General features: G+C 64.5%; 19 protein-coding genes. 9 read left to right on the plus strand and 10 right to left on the minus strand.

The window, feature by feature from the left end; genetic code table 11:
* Positions 1-11 precede the first annotated feature (11 nt).
* Together flgJ and IVB50_RS21525 are read right to left on the minus strand one after the other, a co-directional pair.
* Complete coding sequence (gene flgJ, locus IVB50_RS21520) at positions 12-377, minus strand: flagellar assembly peptidoglycan hydrolase FlgJ (protein ID WP_204511741.1); 366 nt, start codon at positions 375-377, stop codon at positions 12-14.
* Positions 377-1501: a flagellar basal body P-ring protein FlgI gene (locus IVB50_RS21525; RefSeq protein WP_026233176.1), complete on the minus strand. Its 1125-nt coding sequence runs from the start codon at positions 1499-1501 to the stop codon at positions 377-379. Before IVB50_RS21525 ends, flgJ begins: the two co-directional genes overlap by 1 nt.
* A 270-nt stretch (positions 1502-1771) precedes the next feature.
* Between IVB50_RS21525 and IVB50_RS21530 the strand changes: the two genes are divergently transcribed.
* Positions 1772-2185, plus strand: coding sequence for a flagellar assembly protein FliX (locus tag IVB50_RS21530; RefSeq protein WP_247297193.1), 414 nt, complete (start codon positions 1772-1774; stop codon positions 2183-2185).
* Positions 2186-2189: 4 nt separating this feature from the next.
* Here IVB50_RS21530 and IVB50_RS21535 read toward each other — a convergent pair whose 3' ends face one another.
* Complete coding sequence (locus IVB50_RS21535) at positions 2190-2561, minus strand: helix-turn-helix domain-containing protein (RefSeq protein WP_247297196.1); 372 nt, start codon at positions 2559-2561, stop codon at positions 2190-2192.
* A 149-nt stretch (positions 2562-2710) separates the two neighbouring features.
* On the opposite strand from IVB50_RS21535, the gene IVB50_RS21540 reads away from it, so the two are divergent.
* The 3 genes from IVB50_RS21540 to IVB50_RS21550 all read left to right on the plus strand — a co-directional run bounded on the left by IVB50_RS21540 (position 2711) and on the right by IVB50_RS21550 (position 5200).
* Positions 2711-3322: an NAD(P)-dependent oxidoreductase gene (locus tag IVB50_RS21540; protein ID WP_247297197.1), complete on the plus strand. Its 612-nt coding sequence runs from the start codon at positions 2711-2713 to the stop codon at positions 3320-3322.
* A gap of 215 nt (positions 3323-3537) precedes the next feature.
* Complete coding sequence (gene dksA, locus IVB50_RS21545) at positions 3538-3903, plus strand: RNA polymerase-binding protein DksA (protein ID WP_008554760.1); 366 nt, start codon at positions 3538-3540, stop codon at positions 3901-3903.
* A 517-nt stretch (positions 3904-4420) separates the two neighbouring features.
* Positions 4421-5200 carry a fumarylacetoacetate hydrolase family protein gene (locus IVB50_RS21550; protein ID WP_018456425.1) on the plus strand — a complete coding sequence of 260 codons (780 nt, stop codon included), beginning with the start codon at positions 4421-4423 and terminating at the stop codon, positions 5198-5200.
* A 292-nt stretch (positions 5201-5492) separates the two neighbouring features.
* Here the strand turns inward: IVB50_RS21550 and flgH are convergent, their stop codons facing one another.
* From flgH to flgF, 4 genes are read right to left on the minus strand one after another with little or no spacing between them, the layout of a single operon-like run.
* On the minus strand, positions 5493-6260 hold the full coding sequence (flgH, locus tag IVB50_RS21555) for a flagellar basal body L-ring protein FlgH (protein ID WP_247297199.1): 768 nt from the start codon (positions 6258-6260) through the stop codon (positions 5493-5495).
* A 3-nt stretch (positions 6261-6263) separates the two neighbouring features.
* On the minus strand, positions 6264-7403 hold the full coding sequence (flgA, locus tag IVB50_RS21560; RefSeq protein ID WP_204511688.1) for a flagellar basal body P-ring formation chaperone FlgA: 1140 nt from the start codon (positions 7401-7403) through the stop codon (positions 6264-6266).
* A 10-nt stretch (positions 7404-7413) separates the two neighbouring features.
* Entirely contained in the window at positions 7414-8202 is a 789-nt protein-coding gene (gene flgG, locus IVB50_RS21565; protein WP_247297201.1) for a flagellar basal-body rod protein FlgG, read from the minus strand.
* Positions 8203-8218: 16 nt separating this feature from the next.
* Entirely contained in the window at positions 8219-8980 is a 762-nt protein-coding gene (gene flgF, locus IVB50_RS21570) for a flagellar basal-body rod protein FlgF (RefSeq protein WP_018456422.1), read from the minus strand.
* A gap of 379 nt (positions 8981-9359) precedes the next feature.
* Between flgF and fliL the strand changes: the two genes are divergently transcribed.
* From fliL to IVB50_RS21595, 5 genes are all read left to right on the plus strand, one after another.
* Entirely contained in the window at positions 9360-9860 is a 501-nt protein-coding gene (gene fliL, locus IVB50_RS21575; protein ID WP_018456421.1) for a flagellar basal body-associated protein FliL, read from the plus strand.
* A 19-nt stretch (positions 9861-9879) separates the two neighbouring features.
* Positions 9880-11082 carry a flagellar motor switch protein FliM gene (fliM, locus tag IVB50_RS21580; protein ID WP_018456420.1) on the plus strand — a complete coding sequence of 401 codons (1203 nt, stop codon included), beginning with the start codon at positions 9880-9882 and terminating at the stop codon, positions 11080-11082.
* On the plus strand, positions 11079-11525 hold the full coding sequence (locus tag IVB50_RS21585; RefSeq protein WP_247297202.1) for a DUF6468 domain-containing protein: 447 nt from the start codon (positions 11079-11081) through the stop codon (positions 11523-11525). The genes fliM and IVB50_RS21585 overlap by 4 nt, the downstream gene beginning before the upstream one ends.
* 9 nt (positions 11526-11534) lie before the next feature.
* Entirely contained in the window at positions 11535-12293 is a 759-nt protein-coding gene (locus IVB50_RS21590; RefSeq protein ID WP_247297204.1) for a flagellar protein FlbB, read from the plus strand.
* A gap of 102 nt (positions 12294-12395) precedes the next feature.
* Positions 12396-16121, plus strand: coding sequence for a hypothetical protein (locus tag IVB50_RS21595; RefSeq protein WP_051112998.1), 3726 nt, complete (start codon positions 12396-12398; stop codon positions 16119-16121).
* 277 nt (positions 16122-16398) lie between these two features.
* Here the strand turns inward: IVB50_RS21595 and IVB50_RS21600 are convergent, their stop codons facing one another.
* From IVB50_RS21600 to IVB50_RS21610, 3 genes are all read right to left on the minus strand, one after another.
* Entirely contained in the window at positions 16399-17604 is a 1206-nt protein-coding gene (locus IVB50_RS21600) for a multidrug effflux MFS transporter (RefSeq protein WP_247297206.1), read from the minus strand.
* 197 nt (positions 17605-17801) lie between these two features.
* On the minus strand, positions 17802-18563 hold the full coding sequence (fliP, locus tag IVB50_RS21605; protein WP_026233171.1) for a flagellar type III secretion system pore protein FliP: 762 nt from the start codon (positions 18561-18563) through the stop codon (positions 17802-17804).
* The gene (locus IVB50_RS21610) at positions 18560-19531 is read right to left on the minus strand and encodes a flagellar biosynthetic protein FliO (protein ID WP_247297208.1); all 972 of its coding nucleotides are present in this window, start codon (positions 19529-19531) and stop codon (positions 18560-18562) included. The genes fliP and IVB50_RS21610 overlap by 4 nt, the downstream gene beginning before the upstream one ends.
* Positions 19532-19869 lie beyond the last annotated feature (338 nt).

The following is a 19869-nucleotide window of genomic DNA, read 5'->3' on the forward strand; positions in this document are numbered from 1 at the left end:
CTCGTTTGACCTTATGCCGTGCGGATCGTTTTTGCCTGCTGCATGATCAGGGTGCGATATACGTCGCTTGCGATGCCGACGCCGCCGGCGTTGGCGAAGTTCTTGGAATATTGCTCGGTCAGCATCGAGCGCCACACGCCGGTACCAGGCGTGTCGCCGAACGGGCCTTCGCCCTTCAGGCCCGAGGTCATCTGCGAGAACATGCTGTTGAGGAACATCGCCTCGAAGTCGGTGGCGATCTTCTGCGCCTTGGCCTGCTGTTTCGGCGAGACCTTTTGCAGTGCCGCGGCGAGATCGAAGTCCGGCCGGCCGTTGCGGCTCTCTACCGAGAAGGCGGAGCTGGCGACGCGTGCGGTGTTGACCATGCCGGTCTGCATCACATCACCTCGATGTCGGCTTCGATCGCACCGGCGGCCTTGATCGCCTGCAGGATGCTGATGAGATCGCGCGGGCCGATGCCGAGACCGTTGAGGCCGTCGACGAGCTGCTGAAGCGAGACGCCGTCCTTGACGACAGCGAACTTCTTGCCGTCCTCGGTGACGCTGACGCTGCTGCGTGGTGCGACCACGGTCCGCCCCCGCGACAGCGGGTTGGGCTGGCTGACCTGCGGGCTCTCGGAGATGGTGACGGTGAGGTTGCCCTGTGCGACCGCAACGGTGGCGACGCGGACGTCGCGACCCATCACGATGATGCCGCTGCGTTCGTCGATGATGATCTTGGCGGCGAGATCCGGATCGACCTGGAGCTGCTCGATCTCGGTGAGAAAGGCGACGACGTTACCCTTGAACTCCGGCGGGATCGCAAGCTGCACGGTCGATGGGTCGATCGGCTCGGCGGTCTTGACGCCGAGATAGTCGTTGATCGCGGCGGCGATCCGCTTGGCCGTGGTGAAGTCGGCATTGCGCAGCGCAAGCCGGACGTTCGGCAGGCGATTGAGCGCAAATTCGATCTCGCGCTCGATGATGGCACCGTTGACAATGCGTCCGACGGTCGGCACGCCACGCACGATTTTCGCCGCCTCGCCCTCGGCCTGGAAGCCTGAGATCGCGAGCGAGCCCTGTGCGACCGAATAGACGTTGCCGTCGGCGCCGAGGAGCGGGGTGACGAGCAGGGTGCCGCCCTGGAGATTCTTGGCGTCGCCGAGCGCGGAGACGGTGACGTCCATGCGCGTGCCCTGGGTGGCGAAGGCCGGCAGATTGCCTGTCACCATCACGGCGGCGACGTTGCCGGTGCGGATGGTGGCGCCGCGGATGTTGACGCCCATGCGCTCGAGCATCGCTTGCAGCGACTGCTTGGTGAAGGGGATGTTGTTCAGGGTGTCGCCGGTGCCGTTGAGACCGACGACGAGCCCGTAGCCGATGAGCTGGTTCTGCCGCACGCCTTCGATGTTGGCGAGATCCTTGATGCGCGATGTCGCGCTTGCAGAATTGACCGAGAGCGCCAGCGCTGACAGCGCGGCGCAGGCCACCCCCACAAGTCTCACCCAACGAACGCTTGGCATCCTCTGCTCCCCGAGGCTCCTCAAATCAAAGGACCATCACGACACTCCCATGACGAGCTGGTCCGACGCTGTCCTTGCGAGCACTGTGCCAACTCGGGGCAGCGGGGGTAGGTCGCTGAATAGGTTGAATAAATCTGTTTCGAGCGACCTCAGCCTGCGTTGTCCCTGAGGAGCGAAACTGCCGCCTGTCGGCAGATTTTGCCGAGCTGTTTACGGGCCGTTAACCATAAAACGGCGAATGTGGCGCATCGATCACCCGGATTGCTTCCGATGCGCATCTACGGACCGAACGGCACCACGCTTGGAACGCCGGCCAGCCAGGCCAGGCGGACGAGCTCAGGCACCTTCGTGCTACCCGACACCTCGTCGGCGCCGGAGACGCGAGGCGCCGCCGCACCGAAGGCGGCCGCCAACATCGACGGGCTGCTCGCGCTGCAAGGCATTGAGGAGGATCCCGTCGAGCGTCGCAAGCGCTCGGTCGTGCGCGGAAAGACCGCGCTCGACGTGCTCGACGATCTCAAGATGGGGCTCCTCTCCGGCAAGCTCAACGCCTCGACCGTGATGCGGCTGCGTGACGCTGCGGCGAACCTGAAATCGTCCTCCGGCGATTCCGGCCTGGATTCGGTGCTGTCCGAGATCGAGCTGCGCGTCGAGGTCGAGCTCGCCAAGGCCGGGCAGGCGTAGCGGCTTACGCCGCTTCATCCTTCAACTGCGCGTCATAGCGGCGCTGGGCGGCGAGCACGTCTTTCAGATTCTGTTCGGCCCAATCGCGCAGCGGATCGACGGCGGCGGCGAGCGTCACGCCGAGCTGCGTGATCGAATATTCCACGGTCACCGGCACGGTTGCGATGGCGTGACGCTTGATCAATCCGTCGCGCTCGAGCGACTTGAGAACCTGGCTCAGCATCTTCTGCGAAATGCCTTCGATCGTGCGGCGCAATTGATTGAAGCGCATCGGATTCTCGCGCAGCAGCAGCAGGATCAGCACCGCCCATTTGTCACCGACGCGGTCGAGGATCTGTCGCGTGGGGCAGTTCGCTGCATAGACGTCTGGCTTCATCGTCGGGTCCTCACGATCCATTCCGCTGATTTGCCGGCCGCCGCCGGTTACTCCCGTGTAATCAGGTAAGCACAAAGTGCTCTCTTAACACCAGCGATCTTTGCGATATTTAGTCACCGTTGGTTACTACAGAAGCAAAGGAGCCTTCCATGAAAATCGCAGTTGCCGGCGCCTCGGGCCGGGCCGGGTCGGAGATCACCAAGGAACTGTCCCGCCGCGGCCACGCGGTTACGGCCATCGCCCGCAACCCGGAGAAGATCGCGGTCCTGCCGAACGTCACGCCGACCAAGGGGGATGTGCTCGACCAGCCAGCCCTTGCCAAGCTGTGGGCCGGGCATGACGTCGCCGTGAGTTCCGTGCACTTCCTGGCCAGCGACGCGCTCAAGCTGATCGGCGCGGCCAAGGACTCCAAGGTCGGCCGTTACCTCGTCGTCGGCGGGGCCGGCAGTCTGGAGGTCGCTCCGGGCGTCAAGCTGGTGACAACTCCCGGTTTTCCGGCTCAGTACAAGGCTGAGGCGGAGGCGGGTTCAGCCTTTCTCGACCTGCTGCGGCAGGAAAAGGAGCTGAACTGGACCTTCATCTCGCCGTCGGCCCTGTTTATCGAGGGAGAGCGCACCGGCAAATTCCGGCTTGGGACGGATCAGCTTCTCGCAGATGCGAACGGAAAGAGCCGGATCACCTTCGCGGATTACGCCATCGCGCTCGCCGACGAGATCGAGCGGCCGGCCCATGAGAGGCAGCGTTTCACGGTCGGCTACTAGGCCGTCGGCCGCTCCCGGGCCCTCCAGGATAAACCTTCCTGTGCAAGGGCTTGGGGGCGCCGGTCGGGCGATCAGGGAAACATTGTCTGTCACAGGAGGCCGCTATATAACGCCCCGCTCAGCGGACCCCGTTCCGTGTACGAGTCGTTGCTTAGACAGATAGGCCGCCCTTGGAAAAGTTGAAAAACTACCGACCGACCGAAAAAGAGCCTTTCATGAACGACAGGCAGAAGGAGTACTTCCGCCTGAAGCTCCTCGCCTGGAAGGATGAGATCCTCAAAGAGTCCAAGCTCACCCTGCAAGCCCTGCAGGAGGAGAATGTGAACCACCCCGATCTCGCCGATCGGGCATCGTCCGAAACCGACCGCGCCATCGAGCTCCGTGCCCGCGACCGCCAGCGCAAGTTGATCGCCAAGATCGACGCCGCGCTCCAGCGTATCGAGGACAACACCTACGGCTATTGCGAGGACACCGGCGAGCCGATCTCGTTAAAGCGGCTCGAGGCCCGTCCCATCGCGACGCTTTCGGTGGAGGCGCAGGAGCGCCACGAGAAACGCGAGAAGGTCTATCGCGACGAATAGAGCCGAGCCGCAGCAATGCGGCTCTTTGTTTTTTGAACGCAAGGTGCGCCTTTTCGCGCCGTGATCAGCATTTTGCTTGTCGCTTGCGCGCGCGTTTCGGCGCGCGGGCGCAATCGCGAAAAGTGAATCGCAATCAATGAGCTAGACTCAACTCCTCCGAGCTCACGTGAGTTCGGATGAGAAACAGCCTTCACTTCAGGTGCGACAGGTTTTGCGAGTCGCATCAAGGACATCGACTCGAATGCTGAGGCGCTGATCCAGCAGCTTCACACATTGCTGCAATCAGGCCTGTTGCGACGCTACAAGGCGTGCATCCCCATAAAGCCCGGACCAGCTCAATATTTCCTTAAACGCCGGCGCCGCCCGTGAGGCTTGCCATGATGTGGACGATCAGCGTCCGCAGCTCATCCAGCTTGGGCTGTCATGACGTGCTACCGCGCGGCGCCCTGCGCTTGTCACGCCCCGGCGGGGATGCTGAAGTGCCGCCCTCGATTGTGGTGTGTAGGAGTCGGCGCTGATGGACAGAATTCTCGCAGCCGCAAAGGCGATCGCGCTGGCGCGCCGCAACCATGCGCCGCTCGCGGCGCTCGAAGTTCCTCCGGCCGATGAAGCCGAGGGCTATCAGGTCCAGCGGGCGCTGCACGATCTGCTGCTGCCGCATGCCGGCCCGCTGGTCGGTTACAAGATCGGCTGCACCAGCCAGGTGATGCAGGATTACATCGGGATTCCACACCCATGCGGCGGCGGCGTGTTCCAGAAAGGCGTGCACGACAGCGGCGTGCAGCTCGCGGCTGCCGACTATGTCCGCGTCGGCGTCGAATGCGAGATCGCGGTGCGGCTGAAGCGGAATCTCGCCGCCGGCGAGGCGCCGTTCACGGCCGAATGGGTCGGCGAAGCCGTCGAGGCCTATCATCCCGCGATCGAGATCGTCGACGACCGCTATGTGAAGTGGGAAACGATGGGCGCGCCGACGTTGATCGCCGACGATTTCTTCGCCGCCGGCTGCGTGTTGGGCGAGATCGTGCCGCGCTCGTCGGTGCCGGACCTGAAGGCCGTCAAAGGCCGCGCCATCGTCAACGGTGAAGAGGTCAGCCACGGCACCGGCGCCGACGTGCTCGGCCATCCCCACAACGCACTCGCCTGGCTCGCCAACCATCTCGCCGCCGAGGGCAAGGGCCTTCACGCGGGACAGCTCGTGCTGACGGGGAGCCTGGTCAAGACGCTGTGGCTGAAGGCCGGCGACAAGGTGCGGATGGAGCTGGACGGGCTGGGCGTGGTGGAGGCGGAGTTTACGTAGGCTCTGCGGGCACCGCGTCGTCATTCCCCGCGAAGGCGGGGAATCCAGTACGCCGCGGCTTCTCGGTTCATCGCTGACGTCTCGAAATACTGGATCGCCCGCCTTCGCGGGCGATGACAGTCGAGGGGGCGGCGAGGGGATAGCGGCGTCGCTAGAATCGCGCGTCGCTGAGCGCTGTATGCAGCCATCGCCAAAATACATGCGGCCCTCGCCAGGGGAGCTAGCGAGGGCCGCGTCGTACATCGTCGTCCGCGCCTAGGTTCGCGAACACGATGTGGGAGCTCGGGAGAAGCTAGAAGGGCAGCAGCACGTCCATGACTTGCTGGCCGTAGCGCGGTTGCTGCACGTCCATGATCTGGCCGCGGCCGCCGTAGGCGATGCGGGCCTGCGCGATCTTGGTGGAATCGATGGTGTTGTCGCTCTGGATGTCTTCGGGACGGACGATGCCGGCGACGATGAGCTCGCGGATTTCGTAGTTGACGCGGATCTCCTGCTTGCCCTCGACCACGAGGTTGCCGTTCGGCAGGAGCTGGGTGACGACCGCCGCGACGTTGGTCTGCAACGCTTCCTTGCGGTCCACGCTTCCTTTGCCCTCGCTGGACGCGGTCGAGTCGGCGGTGAGGATGCGGCCGGGCAACACCTTCTGCGCTTGGGCCCCCAATGTCTTGGCGCCGATGAAGTCGGTGATCCCGGAATCTTCCTTGTTGGTGCGGCTGCGCTGGGTGTCGTTTTCGATATTGGCCTTGTCGGTGATGTTCACGGCCACCGTCAGGATGTCGCCGACCTGATGGGCACGCTGGTCCTTGAAGAAGGCCCGGCTGCCGCTGCGCCACAGCGAGTTCGGATTGTAGGAGGCGACCTCGGGCTTCGGCATCGGCATCTGCACCGGCTTGTAACCGGGCTGCGTCGTCGGATTGTCGATCGCCGACAATTTCGGCTGCTCGCCGATCTGCGACAGACGGTCGATCGAGGAGCAGCCGCTCGCCAGCGCGCACGTCGCCAGCAGCAGGGCAGAGATCGCGATGCGACGGGGACGAAAAGCCGAACTGAACGTGGACATGACTTACTCTGACTTGGCTGGAGCTTGCGAGACGCGAACTTGCGGGATCTGGGCTTGTGCGATCTGGGCCGGGGATGCCGGGGCTTGGACCAGGTTCCGGACGAGGGCTGCGGTATCGACGGGGGCGGGCGCCTCGTCGCGCTTGAGCGAGGAGGTCTGTTCGACCGCGGCCGGCATCGGCGCGGCCTGGCTGGCGCCCTGGACCGTCACCTGGCCGCGGCCGGTGACGACGCCGCTCAGCGTGCGCTTGGTCTGCAGGTTGAGCACGCTGATGGTATCGCCCTCGGCGCCGCTCTCGATCGCCTTGCCGCGCGTGGTGAGATAGATTCCGGGAACCTGGTAGATGACGGTGACGTTCTGGTCGCGCTGCACGAAGTCGGGCTTGACGATGTCGGCGACGCGGATCGGCGTCCCCGCCCGCATCGGCCGGCGCAACTGCATGCCGAGCGTGCGATCGCGCGAGGCGGCCTCACCGGTGACCTCGGCCTTCGGCCGCCGCTCCATGGCGACATCGGACGCCTTCAGGAGATCGACGCGGTCGATGTCGCGCGTCAGCACGGCCACTTCCACCGTTTCGGTCGCGGTGCCGGTGAAACGCAGCTTGGTCGGTGCCGGATTGTTGTCGTTGTTGATCTCGAAGGCGATGTCGAAACGGCCGCTGCGGGCGTCGTAGCGGGTTGCCACCGGCTGCAGCACGCCGGTGTTGGAGGCATCCAGCCGCATGTCGGCAATGCCGCGGTCGAACGTGACGGTGATGTTGGCGGCATCGCCAAGTCCAAAGCGGCGCTCGAGCGCCGAGGCGACCGCGGTCTCGAGGTCCTTGTTCACGAGCGTGCGGGCGAGACGGGTGACCTGGACCTCCTTGATGTCGCCGGTCATCACGCCGATCACCTGCTTTGCGCGCAACACCGCCAGCACGTGGGCGACCGGCAGCGCACCGGTGGTGCCGAGATCGGGTGAGCGGTAGACCGGGATCAGCGCGGCCGAGCCGGCATTGTCGATGAGATCGCCGACCCGCACCACGTCCGAGGTCACGGTGATGCTCGCGCGCAGCGTCGGCGTCGCGATGAAGTCGTCGGCGGCCCGTGCGGGCAGCGCCAGCACGAGGAGAGCGGAGATCGTGGCGAGGGTGGTGCGGATCATAGTCATCACCTCAGCGGAACAACGCCGTGGTCGACTGCATCATCGGGTCGGCGGCGCTGATCACCTTGGCGTTCATCTCGTAGGCGCGCTGGGCGGCGATCAGGTCGCTCATCTCCGAGACGACGTCGACATTGGCCTGCTCGAGGCTGCTCTGGGTGATGTTGCCGAAACCTTCGGAGCTCGCGGTGCCGTCCTGCGGCGGGCCGGAGGAAGGCGTCTCGGTGAACTGATTGTTGCCGACCGGCTGGAGGCCCGCCTTGTTGATGAATCGGGTCAGGCCGATCTGGCCCTGGACGGCCGAGGTCGAGGAACCCGGCAGCGTCACCGAGACCTGGCCCTGCACGTTGATGGTGAGGCCCGAGGCGTTGTTGGGGATCGTGATCGTCGGTTGCACCGGGTTGCCCTGCGCCGTGACGATGCGCCCCTGATTGTCCATCTGGAAGGTGCCGTCGCGGGTGTACTGGTAGCTGCCGTCGGGCATCAGGATCTTGAAGAAGCCTTCGCCCGTGATGGCCATGTCGAGGTCGTTGCCGGTCTGCGACAGCGTGCCCTGGGTCATGCTGCGCGGCGTGCCGACGGTCTTGACGCCGCCGCCGATGTCGACGCCGACCGGCAGGATGGTGCCCTGGTCGGACGACTGGGCGCCGACGCGGCGGACGTGTTCGTAAATCAGATCCTGGAACGCCGCGGTCTGCTTCTTGAAGCCGGTGGTGCGCAGGTTGGCGATGTTGTTGGAGATCACCTGAACGTTGAGTTCCTGTGCCGCCATTCCGGTTGCTGCGGTGTGAAGCGCCTGCATGTCAGTTCTCCCTCAATCAGGCCGGAACGTCGGCGAGCTTCTCGATCGCCGACTTGTGCATGTCACTCTGCTGCTGGAGCAGGTTGGCGATGGCGGTGTAGCTGCGCATGACTTCGACCATGCGGCTCATCTCACCGACCGAGTTCACATTCGACTTCTCGACATAGCCCTGCTGCACGGTCGACTTGGTGTCGGCCTGCGGGACCGCGGAGCCGATGTCATAAAGGTTGGCGCCCAGTTTGGTCAGCTTGGCCGGATCGTCGAACGAGGCCATGCGGATCTTGCCGCGGATCGAATCGTTCTTGGCCGTGCCCTCGAGCACCGTGACGGTGCCGTCCGGCGCGACGTTGATGTCGTGGTCGGTCGGCTGGAAGGTGATCGGGCCGGCGGTGCCCAGCACGAGGTTGCCGTCGAAGGTGACGAGCTGGCCGGTGCTGTTGAGCGAGAATTTGCCGTCGCGGGTGTAGCGCTCGGCGCCATTGGCCTGCACGGCGAAATAGGCGTTGCCGCTGATCGCCATGTCGAGCGGATTCTTGGTCGGCTCCATCGGCCCCTGGCCGACGTCGCGGAAGGTGCCGCGGTCCTGCACATAGGAGACCCGGCGGTCGGAGCCGACGAAATTGTCCTCACGCGCGTTCGAGTTGAGGTACTCCTCGAACAGCGAATGATCGGCCTTGAAGCCGTTGGTGTTGGCGTTGGCGACGTTGTTGGCGATGACATCCATCTGGCGTTCCAACGTCATCTGTCGTGACAAGCCGATCAGAAGCGCGTTCTGCATCGGAAATCTCCCCTGAGTGAGATCTGCCAGCTCGCTCTCCCAAGCGCATTGGCCGATCCCGTGAACGAGACCTCGGGTTCTCCCAAACCTTGGGTCTCGGTCCTTTCTCAGCGAAACTCGTGCCAGGCGGGAAAATTATGTACTTTCAATATCTTATCTGTTTTTCGAGGATGCGGGGAGGCGGCAGAAAGGGTCTGTTAGCCATGTTTGCCCGGCAGATTTTTCCTAGCGAAGGCCCAATCGAAAGGTTCCGTTAACCATTATTACCGTAGCGTTTGCGGGTAAGAGGAGCACTGCGCTGGGGCATTTGTATCGCGTCACTGTCTGCGAGGAGCTTCGCTCTTTCGACCCCTTTGAGAGATGAGCGAGCGCGGCGATCATGGCAGAGAATGAAGCGGAAGGCGGCGCAGCCGCCGACGGCGCGGAAGCCGCTCCGCCCAAGAACAAGTTCAAGCTGATGATCATGGTGGTGGGCCTGCTCGCCGTTCTCGGCGGCGGCGCCGCGACCTGGTTCTTCTTTTTCCGTCACGGCGACGACGAGCATCACGCCGAGGCGGCGCCTCCGCCGAAGCCGCCGTCTTTCGTCGAGGTTCCCGACATCATGGTCAACCTCGCCGGCGCGCCGGGCGAGCGCGTGCAATATCTGAAGCTCAAGATCGTGCTGGAGCTGAAGGAAGAGAAGCAGGTCGAGGCGATCAAGCCGACGATGCCGCGCATCACCGACATCTTCCAGACCTATGCGCGTGAGCTGCGCTCCTCCGACCTCAACGGTTCCGCCGGCATCTTCCGCCTCAAGGAAGAGCTGACCAAGCGCGTCAACGCCGCGGTCGCTCCGGTCCAGGTCAGCGCGGTGCTGTTCAAGGAAGTCGTGATCCAGTGAGCATGACGGGCTAGGGATCATGGCAGGCACCGACCAACCAGACCAGGATGCAATTGCCGCCCAATGGGAGGCCTCGCTCGATTCCGAGGATCCCGCTGAGGCCGCGAAGGCTGCTGCCGAAAACGAACTATCCGAGACCATGGCCCTGCAATGGGCGGCCATGGTCGAGGATGGCAGCCGCGATCTCGGCGCCGGCAAGAATTCCGGCGAACGCGTGCTGTCGCAGGAGGAGATCGACAACCTCCTCGGATTCGCGGTCGGCGACGTCACGCTCGACGACCATTCCGGCATTCGCGCCATCATCGATTCGGCGATGGTCTCCTACGAGCGTCTGCCGATGCTCGAAATCGTCTTCGACCGCCTGGTGCGGTTGCTGACGACGTCCTTACGCAATTTCACCTCCGACAACGTCGAAGTCTCGCTCGACCGCATCACCTCGGTGCGCTTCGGCGACTACATGAACTCGATCCCGCTGCCCGCCGTCCTCACCGTCTTCAAAGCCGAAGAGTGGGACAATTTCGGCATGGCCGTGGTCGACTCCAGCCTGATCTACTCGATGATCGACGTGCTGCTCGGCGGCCGCCGCGGCTCAAGCCAGCTGCGCATCGAGGGCCGGCCCTACACCACGATCGAGACAGAGTTGGTCAAGCGATTGGTCGAAGTCGTCATGGCCGATGCCGAACAGGCGTTCCGGCCGCTGTCGCCGGTGACCTTCACCATCGACCGGCTCGAGACCAACCCACGTTTCGCCGCGATCAGCCGTCCTGCCAACGCCGCGATCCTGGTGCGCCTGCGCATCGACATGGAAGATCGCGGCGGCAACATCGAGCTCTTGCTGCCTTACGCGACCATCGAGCCGATCCGGGGCGTCCTGCTCCAGATGTTCATGGGCGAAAAGTTCGGCCGCGACCAGATCTGGGAAGGCCATTTCGCCACCGAGATCGTCCAGGCCGAGATCTCCGTCGACGCCGTGCTCTACGAAGCCGACATTCCGCTCAAGCAGCTGATGCGGTTAAAGGTCGGCGACACGCTGCCGCTGGACATGCGCGCGGATGCCAGCGTCACCGTTCGCTGCGGCGACGTCACCATCACCGAAGGACGCATGGGCCGGGTCGGCGACCGCGTCGCGATACGGGTGACGAAACCCTTGCGCAAGCCAAGTACGACACTTGCGATGTTCGAAAAGGTCGACGAGCAGAACAAGATGATGGAGGCCCCATGAACCACTCCCTGGGAATGGCGATCGAGACGCTGGTGGCTATCCTGCTGATGCTGACCATCGTCTACTGCGTCACGCTCAACAAGCGACTGACGCGGCTGAAGGCGGACGAGCATTCGCTGAAGGCGGTCATCGGCGAGCTGATCACCGCAACCGAGATCGCCGAGCGCGCGATCGGCGGGCTGAAGCTCGCCGTGCGCGACGTCAACGAGAACCTCGGCAGCCAGCTTGCGGCGGCAACCCAGATGTCCGAGCAGCTCTACAAGCAGCTCGGCGAAGCCGACAACGTGGTGCGGCGCCTGTCCAAGATCGCGGTCGCCGCGCGCCCCGTGACGAACCCGGAAACGGTCGCCGCGCCCGCAGCCAAGCCTTCGTCGGCGAAGGCGGTGGCGGCTGCGGCCGAAGCCTTCTCCGAACGCCGACGATCCAACGGTCTTGCCGCATAAAGTCAGGGTATGAAGTCTTTTCGCAACATCCGCGTCATTCCGATCGTGCTGGTTGCCGTCGCTGGCCTGGCCACGCTGAAGGTCACGGGTCTTGTGATCAATGGCGGCTATGTCTTCGACTACAAGCCGAGCCCGACCAAGAAGTCCTGGGCGCAGGAGAATCTGAACTTCCCGGCCAGCCGCGAGGATCCCGACATCACCGGCTCGACCCATGGCGCGCCGAAGGAGGCGCCGAAGCCGGCCGCACCCGACACCAAGTCCGAAGGCGCCGCGGTCAACGAGGAAGCCCAGCCGCAGATCTCCGCCTCGGAGCGCGCGATCCTGGAACGCCTGCAGTCGCGCCGCCAGGAGATCGAGGCCCGCCAGCGCGAGATCGACATCCGCGAGAGCCTGTTGAAATCCGCCGAGAAGCGCATCGAAAACAAGGTCGAGGAGATGAAGGCGGTAGAAACCCGTATCTCCGCGACGCAGGCCGAGCAGAAGGCCGCCGAAGCCCAGCGCATGAAGGGCCTCGTGACCATGTATGAGGGCATGAAGCCCAAGGACGCCGCGCGGGTCTTTGACCGACTCGAGATGGGCGTGCTGATCGAGATCGCCTCGCAGATCGCGCCGCGAAAAATGTCAGACATCATGGGATTGATGTCCCCGGAGGCCGCCGAGCGGCTGACGGTCGAGATGGCCCGCAGGGCCAATGGCGGCGGCGATCAGTCCGCCTCTGCCGGCGAGCTGCCCAAGATCGACGGCAAGCCGACGCAAAAGCCGAATTGAGGGCTCATACTTAAGAAGTCCTTAATTGCCAAAATCTACAGTCTGGGGCAGGGGCCGGCAGCAATGCCGGCGTGGACCGTCGAACCGGAAGTAATGCCGTCAATGGCGCGAGAGGCTGCCGCTGGATTTGTGTCGCGAGCCCGCGCCCTGGCGCGGACGCTGTCGCGTCATGTCCGCGCGGCGCCGCTGCTGGCAGCCAGCCTGCTGATCGGCTTCACGGCGCCTGTCCGGGCGGCCGACGCTGTCAGGGGCGAGGCGACTTTCTCGGCCAGCGGCGGCTTTGCCCGTCTCGTGATCAAGCTCGGGGAGGACGTCCCTTCCGAGGTGACGACGGCCGGCTCCATTCTCGTCATCCGTTTCGACCGGGCGGTCGACGTTCCCGTCGATCGCGTCCCGGAAGGCGCGCCCGACTACGTCAACTCCGCCCGCCGCGATCCCGATGGCGGCGCCATCCGCCTGTCGCTGGCGCGGCGCGTCACCGTCAACACCATGAATGCCGGCGAACGCACCTTCATCGACCTCTTGCCGGAGGGTTGGAAGGGGCCGCCGCCGAGCCTGCCGATGGACGTGGTCAAGGAACTCGCCGAGCGCGCGCGCGTCGCCGAACGCGCGCTGCGCGCCCAGCGCGCCGCGGCGGAGAGCAAGAAGCGGCCGCAGATCCGCGTGCGCGCGTCGGTGCAGCCGACCTTCGTCCGCTTCGTGTTCGAGATGCCGGATGGCGTCGGCGTATCCTCCGTGCTCAACGAACAGAAGCTCACGCTCGCCTTCAACGCCAACCTGAATTTCGATCTGGCGGACGCGGTCGTCGCAGCGCCGCCGAACGTCGCCTCGATCAAGCAGAAGGCCGACATCGACCAGACCAGTGTCGAGATCGCGCTGATCGGCGATTCCGACGTGCATTCGTTCCGCGACGAGAAGAACTACGTCGTCGACATCTCCTTCCAGCCGGACAAGGGCAAGATGGCCACGTCGGCGGAAGCTGCGATCGCGCAGGCCAAGCCCGCCGCTCATGGACCGGCGCCTGCGCCTGAAAAGCCGGCGGCCGAGAAGCCGAAGGACGCGCATCGCGAGATCGCGCCGCCGACGTCCGAGACGATCGCGCGCGAAGCCAGGATCGATGCCAAGCCCGAGGTGAAGCCGGAAGCGCCCGCCGCGATGCCGCCCGCTGAAGCGCCGAAATCGGTCTCGGCTCCTGCATCCGAAGCCGCGCCCGCGCCCAAGGAAGCGTCCAAGGAAGTTTCGAAGTCTGTCGCGCCAGTTGCAGACGCTGCGGTCGCGCCCGCCAAGCCGGTCATGGCCGAAGCGCCTCAAGAGGTGGTGAAGGATGCTGCCAAAGAGCCGGTCAAGGCTGCTCCAGCAGAAGCGCCCGCGGCGCCGCAGGCGACTGGTGCCAGCGTCGATGTGCGCCGCGACAGCGATGGCCTGCGCGTGACCTTCCCGCTTCAGGTCGCAACGCCTGCGGCGGCGTTCCGCCGTGGCGACACCGTCTGGCTGGTGTTCGATACGGCAAAGCCGATCGACGTCGAGGCGATCCGCACCAAGGGCGGCGCGATGATCGGCGAGGTCGGCCGCGTCCCGCTCGAGAAGGGACAGGCGGTGCGCATCCGTCTCACCCGGCCGCTGGTCTATTCGCTGTCGAGCGAGGAGGTCGGCAAGCAGACCAACTGGCTCTTGACCCTCGCCGACAAGATCCAGGCGACGCCGCTGCCGCTGATGATCTCGCGCAATATCACCGACCCGGCGCTCGCCAACATCGCGATCCCCTTCGCCAATCCGGGGCTCCTGCACAAGCTCACCGATCCCGATGCCGGCGACACGCTCTATGTCATCACCGCGCAGCGGCCGGTGCGCGGCTTCATCAAGCGGCAGGACCTCGTCGATCTCGCGCTGCTGGAATCCGCGCATGGCATCGCGATCCGGCCGAATTCCGACGAGGTCGGCGTCGAGGTCGGGGCTGACAAGGTCATCCTCGGCAAAAAGGGCGGGCTGACGCTGTCGCCGGTCGACATCTCGGCCGAACGCGCGCCGACCGCAGTGCGGCCGGTCTTCAGCCCCGAAGGTTGGCGCAAGGGCCAGTCGGAAAATTTCATAGCGCGCCAGAACGAGCTGATCACGGCGATCGCCAACCTCGAACCGGCGATGCGTTCGCTGCCGCGGCTCGACCTCGCGCAATTTTACATGTCGCGCGCGATGTATCACGAGGCGAAGGCCGTCACCGAATTGATGCTCGCCGATCCTCTCAACAAGGAGGAGAGCGGTGCGCTGATCATGCATGCGATCGCGAGCATCCTGATCGGCCGGCCGGCGCAGGGCCTGAAGGACCTCGCCAACCCCGTGATCGGCAACAGCCACGATTCCCAGCTCTGGAAGGCGCTCGCCTATGCGCGCCAAGGCAAATGGGCGGACGCGCGCGAGAAGTTCAAGAACGTCGAATTCGCCATCGCCTCGCTGCCGCTCGACATCCAGCGCATCGTGACGATGGAGGCGATGCGGGCTTCGCTCGAGGTGAAGGACTATGCGGGCGCTTCCAAGCGCCGCAGCGAGCTCGAGGTGGTCGGCGTCTCGCCCGAGGCCGCGCCCGGCTTTGCCGTGCTGCGCGGCCGGCTTGCCGAGGCGCTCGGCCACGACAAGGACGCGCTCGACGACTACAAGTTCGCCGTCGGCTCGTCCGACCGGCCGGCTGCGGCCGAGGCCAAGCAGCTCGAGGTCGCGCTGCGGCAGAAGCGCGACGAGATCGGCAAGGAAGACGCGTTGCGCGAGCTCGAAACGCTCTCGATGACTTGGCGCGGCGACTCGATCGAGGTCAAGACGCTCCAGATGCTGTCGCAGATGTTTGCCGAGAACGGGCGCTACCGGGACGCGCTCACCGCGGCGCGTACCGCGACAAAGCTGCAGCCGAACGCGGAAGCCTCGCGCCAGGCGCAAGACCTCGCCTCCGACCTGTTTACGCAGCTCTTCCTGGGACCGAAGGGCGACGAGCTGCCGCCGATCGAATCGCTCGGGATGTTCTACGAGTTCCGTGAGCTGACGCCGATCGGCCGCCGCGGCGACGAACTGATCCGACGCCTCGCCGACCGTCTCGCCTCGATCGATCTGCTCGACCAGGCCGCCGAGCTCCTGCAATACCAGGTCGACCATCGCCTCGAAGGCGCGGCGCGTGCGCAAGTCGCCGCGCGCCTCTCCATGATCTATCTCGCCAATCGCAGACCCGACATGGCGATCACGGCGTTGCGCGCGAGCCGGATCAGCGACCTCTCAGGCGAGCTCAGGCAGCAACGCCTGCTGCTGGAGGCGCGTGCACAGAGCGACGTCGGCCGCCACGATCTTGCGCTCGATATCGTCTCCAACGTTACAGGCCGCGAGGTGCTGCGCCTACGCTCGGATATCTTCTGGGCGGCGCGGCGCTGGCGTGAATCCGCCGAGCAGATCGAGCTCTATTACGGCGAGCGCTTCCGTGACTTCAAGCCGCTCAACGCGGTGGAGAAAAGCGACATCATCCGCGCCGCCGTCGGTTATGCGCTCGCCGACGACTCGATCGGCATGTCGCGCTTCCGCGAGAAATATGCGCCGCTGATGAGCGAGAGCGCCGATCGGCTCGCCTTCGACATCGCGAGCAAACCGACCGGCGCCTCCAGCGCCGAATTTGCCGATATCGCCAAGCTGGCTGCCAGCGTCGACACGCTCGACGGCTTCCTGCGCGAGATGAAGCAGCGCTTTCCCGACGCCACCGCCCGCGCGCCGGCCTCTCCGCAGGCCAAGGACGAGTCCGACCACACCGGCTCGCTGCCCACGATCCCCGTCGTGCGCCAGATCAAGATGACGCGGTAGGATCGCCGCTCCTTCTTGGCCTCGCGACAGGTACCCGTGAGCCAGCTCTCAAGTGACGGGCAGGGCCGAAGACTATCGCCCGCGTACTCATCAACCCGATCAGTCCACACGGGCCTAGGCCTTGTCCATTCAGTCTTTGAGACCGGACATGGCCCGTTTGCCTTTGCGAGTCGGCTGAGGGCTCCAGGTCCATTGTGAGAAACATATGCTCCGCGAACCGATCTTAGGGCGTGGAAACAGGGGAAGCCGCTAAGGCCAGCAAGCGACGTTAACGGGCCTAATTGAGCTTTGCCCGGACCTGATAAATTGCCGAGCCCAAGCTCGAGGCAAGCACTAGCACAAGACCAAGCCCGATCATGGGGTTCCTTGCGATCACCGCCGCAAGCGATACGCCCAGCGCCGCGGCCAACATCTGCCAGAAACCCAACAGGGCCGAGGCAGCACCGGCGCGATCGCCGAATGGCGAAAGAGCTTGCGCGCTGCAGAGCGGATTGACCATGCCCATGCCTAGCAGGAATACGCATGCGCCGACAAGAAATGGCAAAAAGCGCCCGTCGAAAAGCGCGAAAAGCAACACCATGCCGCCGCCGACACAGGCCAGCGCGAGACCGATGCAAATCGATCGGTCGAGACCAAGGTGTGGAACAATTTTTGTAGCGATAATGCCGGCGCTAAAGACGATCATGACAGTGCCTGCGAAGAACAGGCCGAGTTGCATGGGTGTGAAGTCGAGGCCTTCTATCAAGACTCGCGGCAACGCCGAAAACATTGCAAACAGCGCACCTAAGATGAGGCTAACAGTTGCGGCAGGAACCAGGAAACGGCGGTCAGTCGATAGCGACCAGTAATTCTTGGAGATCGTCGAGAAATCGAACTCGGCCCGTGGCGCGTGGTGCGTTTCTCCGAAAGCCGCAAGAAATGCTAAAGCGGCGACGACGGCGAAGATTCCGACGAACACAAATGCTGAACGCCAGCCAAAAAAATGATCCAGCGCGCCACCGACCAAGGGCGAGAATCCAGGCGCCGCTGCCATCGCAACCATAACAAAGGTGAGCACGCGCGCTAGCTTTTCGCCCTGGAAAAGATCTCTTGCGATAGCTCGCGAAAGGACAGACGTGGCACATGCGCCACCGGCCTGCACAACGCGACCAATCAATAGTGCCGCCAAATCATTGGCTAACGCGCACCATATGCTACCTGCGAAAAATACAGCAAACCCGATCATCACGGGTATGCGCCGGCCGAAACGATCCGACAACGGACCGACAACGAGTTGTCCGACCGCGAACATGGCGAGGAATATGGTGATAGCTGACGTTACCTGAGCGCTGGTGACGCCCACCGCGACGGCGATACTCGGTAGCGAAGGCAACAGAATGTTGGTGGCCAACGTGCCACTCGCAGACAACGCGGCAAGAACGGCGACCTGAAGACCAAGCGGCACGACCCGAGCGAGCAGATGGTTTTCGACGTTGCTGGTCATAAGCCGCTTCGGATCTAGGGATGATGACGATCATATCAATGACCCATTGAATGCGCAACCTGAGCATATTCCGATATATCACGAGCCTCCGAACGCGCTGACGATAGCAGGCTTCCGCCTTGCGCTGGTAAGCTCAAGTGCACGCCTACAAGCATCGGGCTAGAGAGGATGGGGTCGCTGACCTCTGCCCAGGACCGCTACCCCCCGTAACTCTGCACCAGACTGCCTGCCACCAGCGACCAGCCGTCGACCAGCACGAAGAAGATCAGCTTGAACGGCAGCGAGATCGTTGCCGGCGGCAGCATCATCATGCCCATCGACATCAGCACGGACGCGACGACGAGGTCGATGATCAGGAAGGGAAGGAACAGCAGAAAGCCGATCTCGAAGGCGCGCTTCAGCTCCGAGATCATGAAGGCGGGGACGAGGATGCGTAAGCCTAGATCGTCGGGGGTTGCCGGCGGCGGCTCGCCGGAGAGATCCAGGAACAGCTTGAGGTCCTTCTCGCGGACGTTCTTCTGCATGAAGCCGCGCAGGGGGACGGAGGCGCGCTGGAGCGCGTCCTCGACGCCGAGCTGATTGGCGACCAGCGGACGGATGCCTTCGTCGTAGGATTTTTGCAGGACGGGTCCCATCACGAAGAAGGTGAGGAACATCGCCAGCGCGATGATCACCGAGTTCGGCGGGGCGGTCGCGGTGCCCATTGCGGTGCGCAGCAGCGACAGCACGACCACGATGCGCGTGAACGACGTCATCATGATCAGGATCGACGGGGCGATCGACAGCACCGTGAGCAGCGCGATCAGCTGGATCGCGCGCTCGGTGACGCCGCCACCGCCAGCGCCTCCGCCGCCGAGATTGATGCTGATGTCCTGCGCATGTGCCGGCATCGCGAGCGAAGCCGCGCCGATCAGGACAGAAAGAAGAAAAACTCTACGCGGGAGGGCCGGCAGCCTCACGAAGACGGCTTCGGACGGCCGAGCAACGAGGCCATCTCGTCTTCGAGATTTTCAAAGCTGGTCTTTTCCGGAGCCGGCTTTGCGGCAGGTGCCGATGGCGCCGGCGGCTCGCTGCGGGCCACACGCGGAGGAGCGGCCGGGGGCTCCGGGGCGACCGGTGGGGCAAGCGTCTCGCCGGCGGGGCGGCGCAGCGCAGCTTCGAGCCGCTGCGCCATCTCGGCGAGATTCTGCTCGGCGCTCGATGGCCCCCCAGGAGCGGACGCCGGCGGCGGAACGGGCGGAGCCTGCGGCACAGGCGGAGGAGGCGCGGCTACGCGCTCGGAGCGCACCGGAGGCGCCTTTACCGGCTCGCTCTGGCGGGGCGGGCGCGACATCAGAGGGGGTTCGTTGCGCGCAACGCGCGGCGGAATAGGTTCGGGACGCGGCTCGCGCTCGGGGCGCGGCGCGAGCGGCTCGGAGGTGAAGCCGGCCAGTGGCGGCTCGTTGCGGCGTTCGGCCAGCCCGGGAGCGGGCCGGCGCACTTCGTCGGCGAAGGAGGGACGCGCGGGCCGCGGTGGCGGCTCGGGCATTTGCGGCTCGGGATGATCGAGCAGCTCGGGCCGCGGTGCTTCGTCGGCCCAGCTGCTGGTATCATGCATCGGCGCAAGACGCGGCGGCTCGGCGGCATTGGAACGCTGCGGGAGCTGGTCGCGGCCGGGTACTGCGCGCACGATGTTGGGTTCGACGACGATGTCGGTGGGGCCACCGATCATCAGAAGATGCTCGACATTGTCACGCCGGACCAGCACCAGACGGCGGCGACCGTCGACCGCGGCCGCATCGATGACGGCGAGCCGGGGCATCCGGCCGCGCTGGGTGTTTGCGCCGAGCCGGCTGGTGGCGAATCGGCGAACCAGCCATGCAGCGACGCCGATCAACGCCAGAACGACGATGAACGCGACGATGAAGGTGATAGGGCTGCCTTGCATACTTGTCCCCGACAAATGGCGCTTGTCTCGGGCCAGTGGTCAGATGCGCCAACCACCGGCTTACGTTGCCCCAAACTGCGATTTCTTAACGTCCCACGGCAAGTTTTGCCGTCCCCAACTCTTAATAACCCATGAATCGCTCGATCCAAAACGACTTCTTGACCTGTGAATGCGCCGCCAGGCGGTTGGGTTAATGCCGCTTCTGGAGGCGTAGAATCACGGGGCACGCGCAGTGGTGTCCCGCCGGGGGACAACTGCCTGCGACCTCCTTAACCGGCTGTTAACCATACAGGCGGCAAATTCTGCCTAGCTTCGGACCTGGGTCCTGCGAGGCGGAA

It is taken from the genome of Bradyrhizobium sp. 87 (genome assembly GCF_023073015.1).
In the GTDB taxonomy this organism is placed as follows: Bacteria; Pseudomonadota; Alphaproteobacteria; order Rhizobiales; family Xanthobacteraceae; genus Bradyrhizobium; species Bradyrhizobium canariense_D.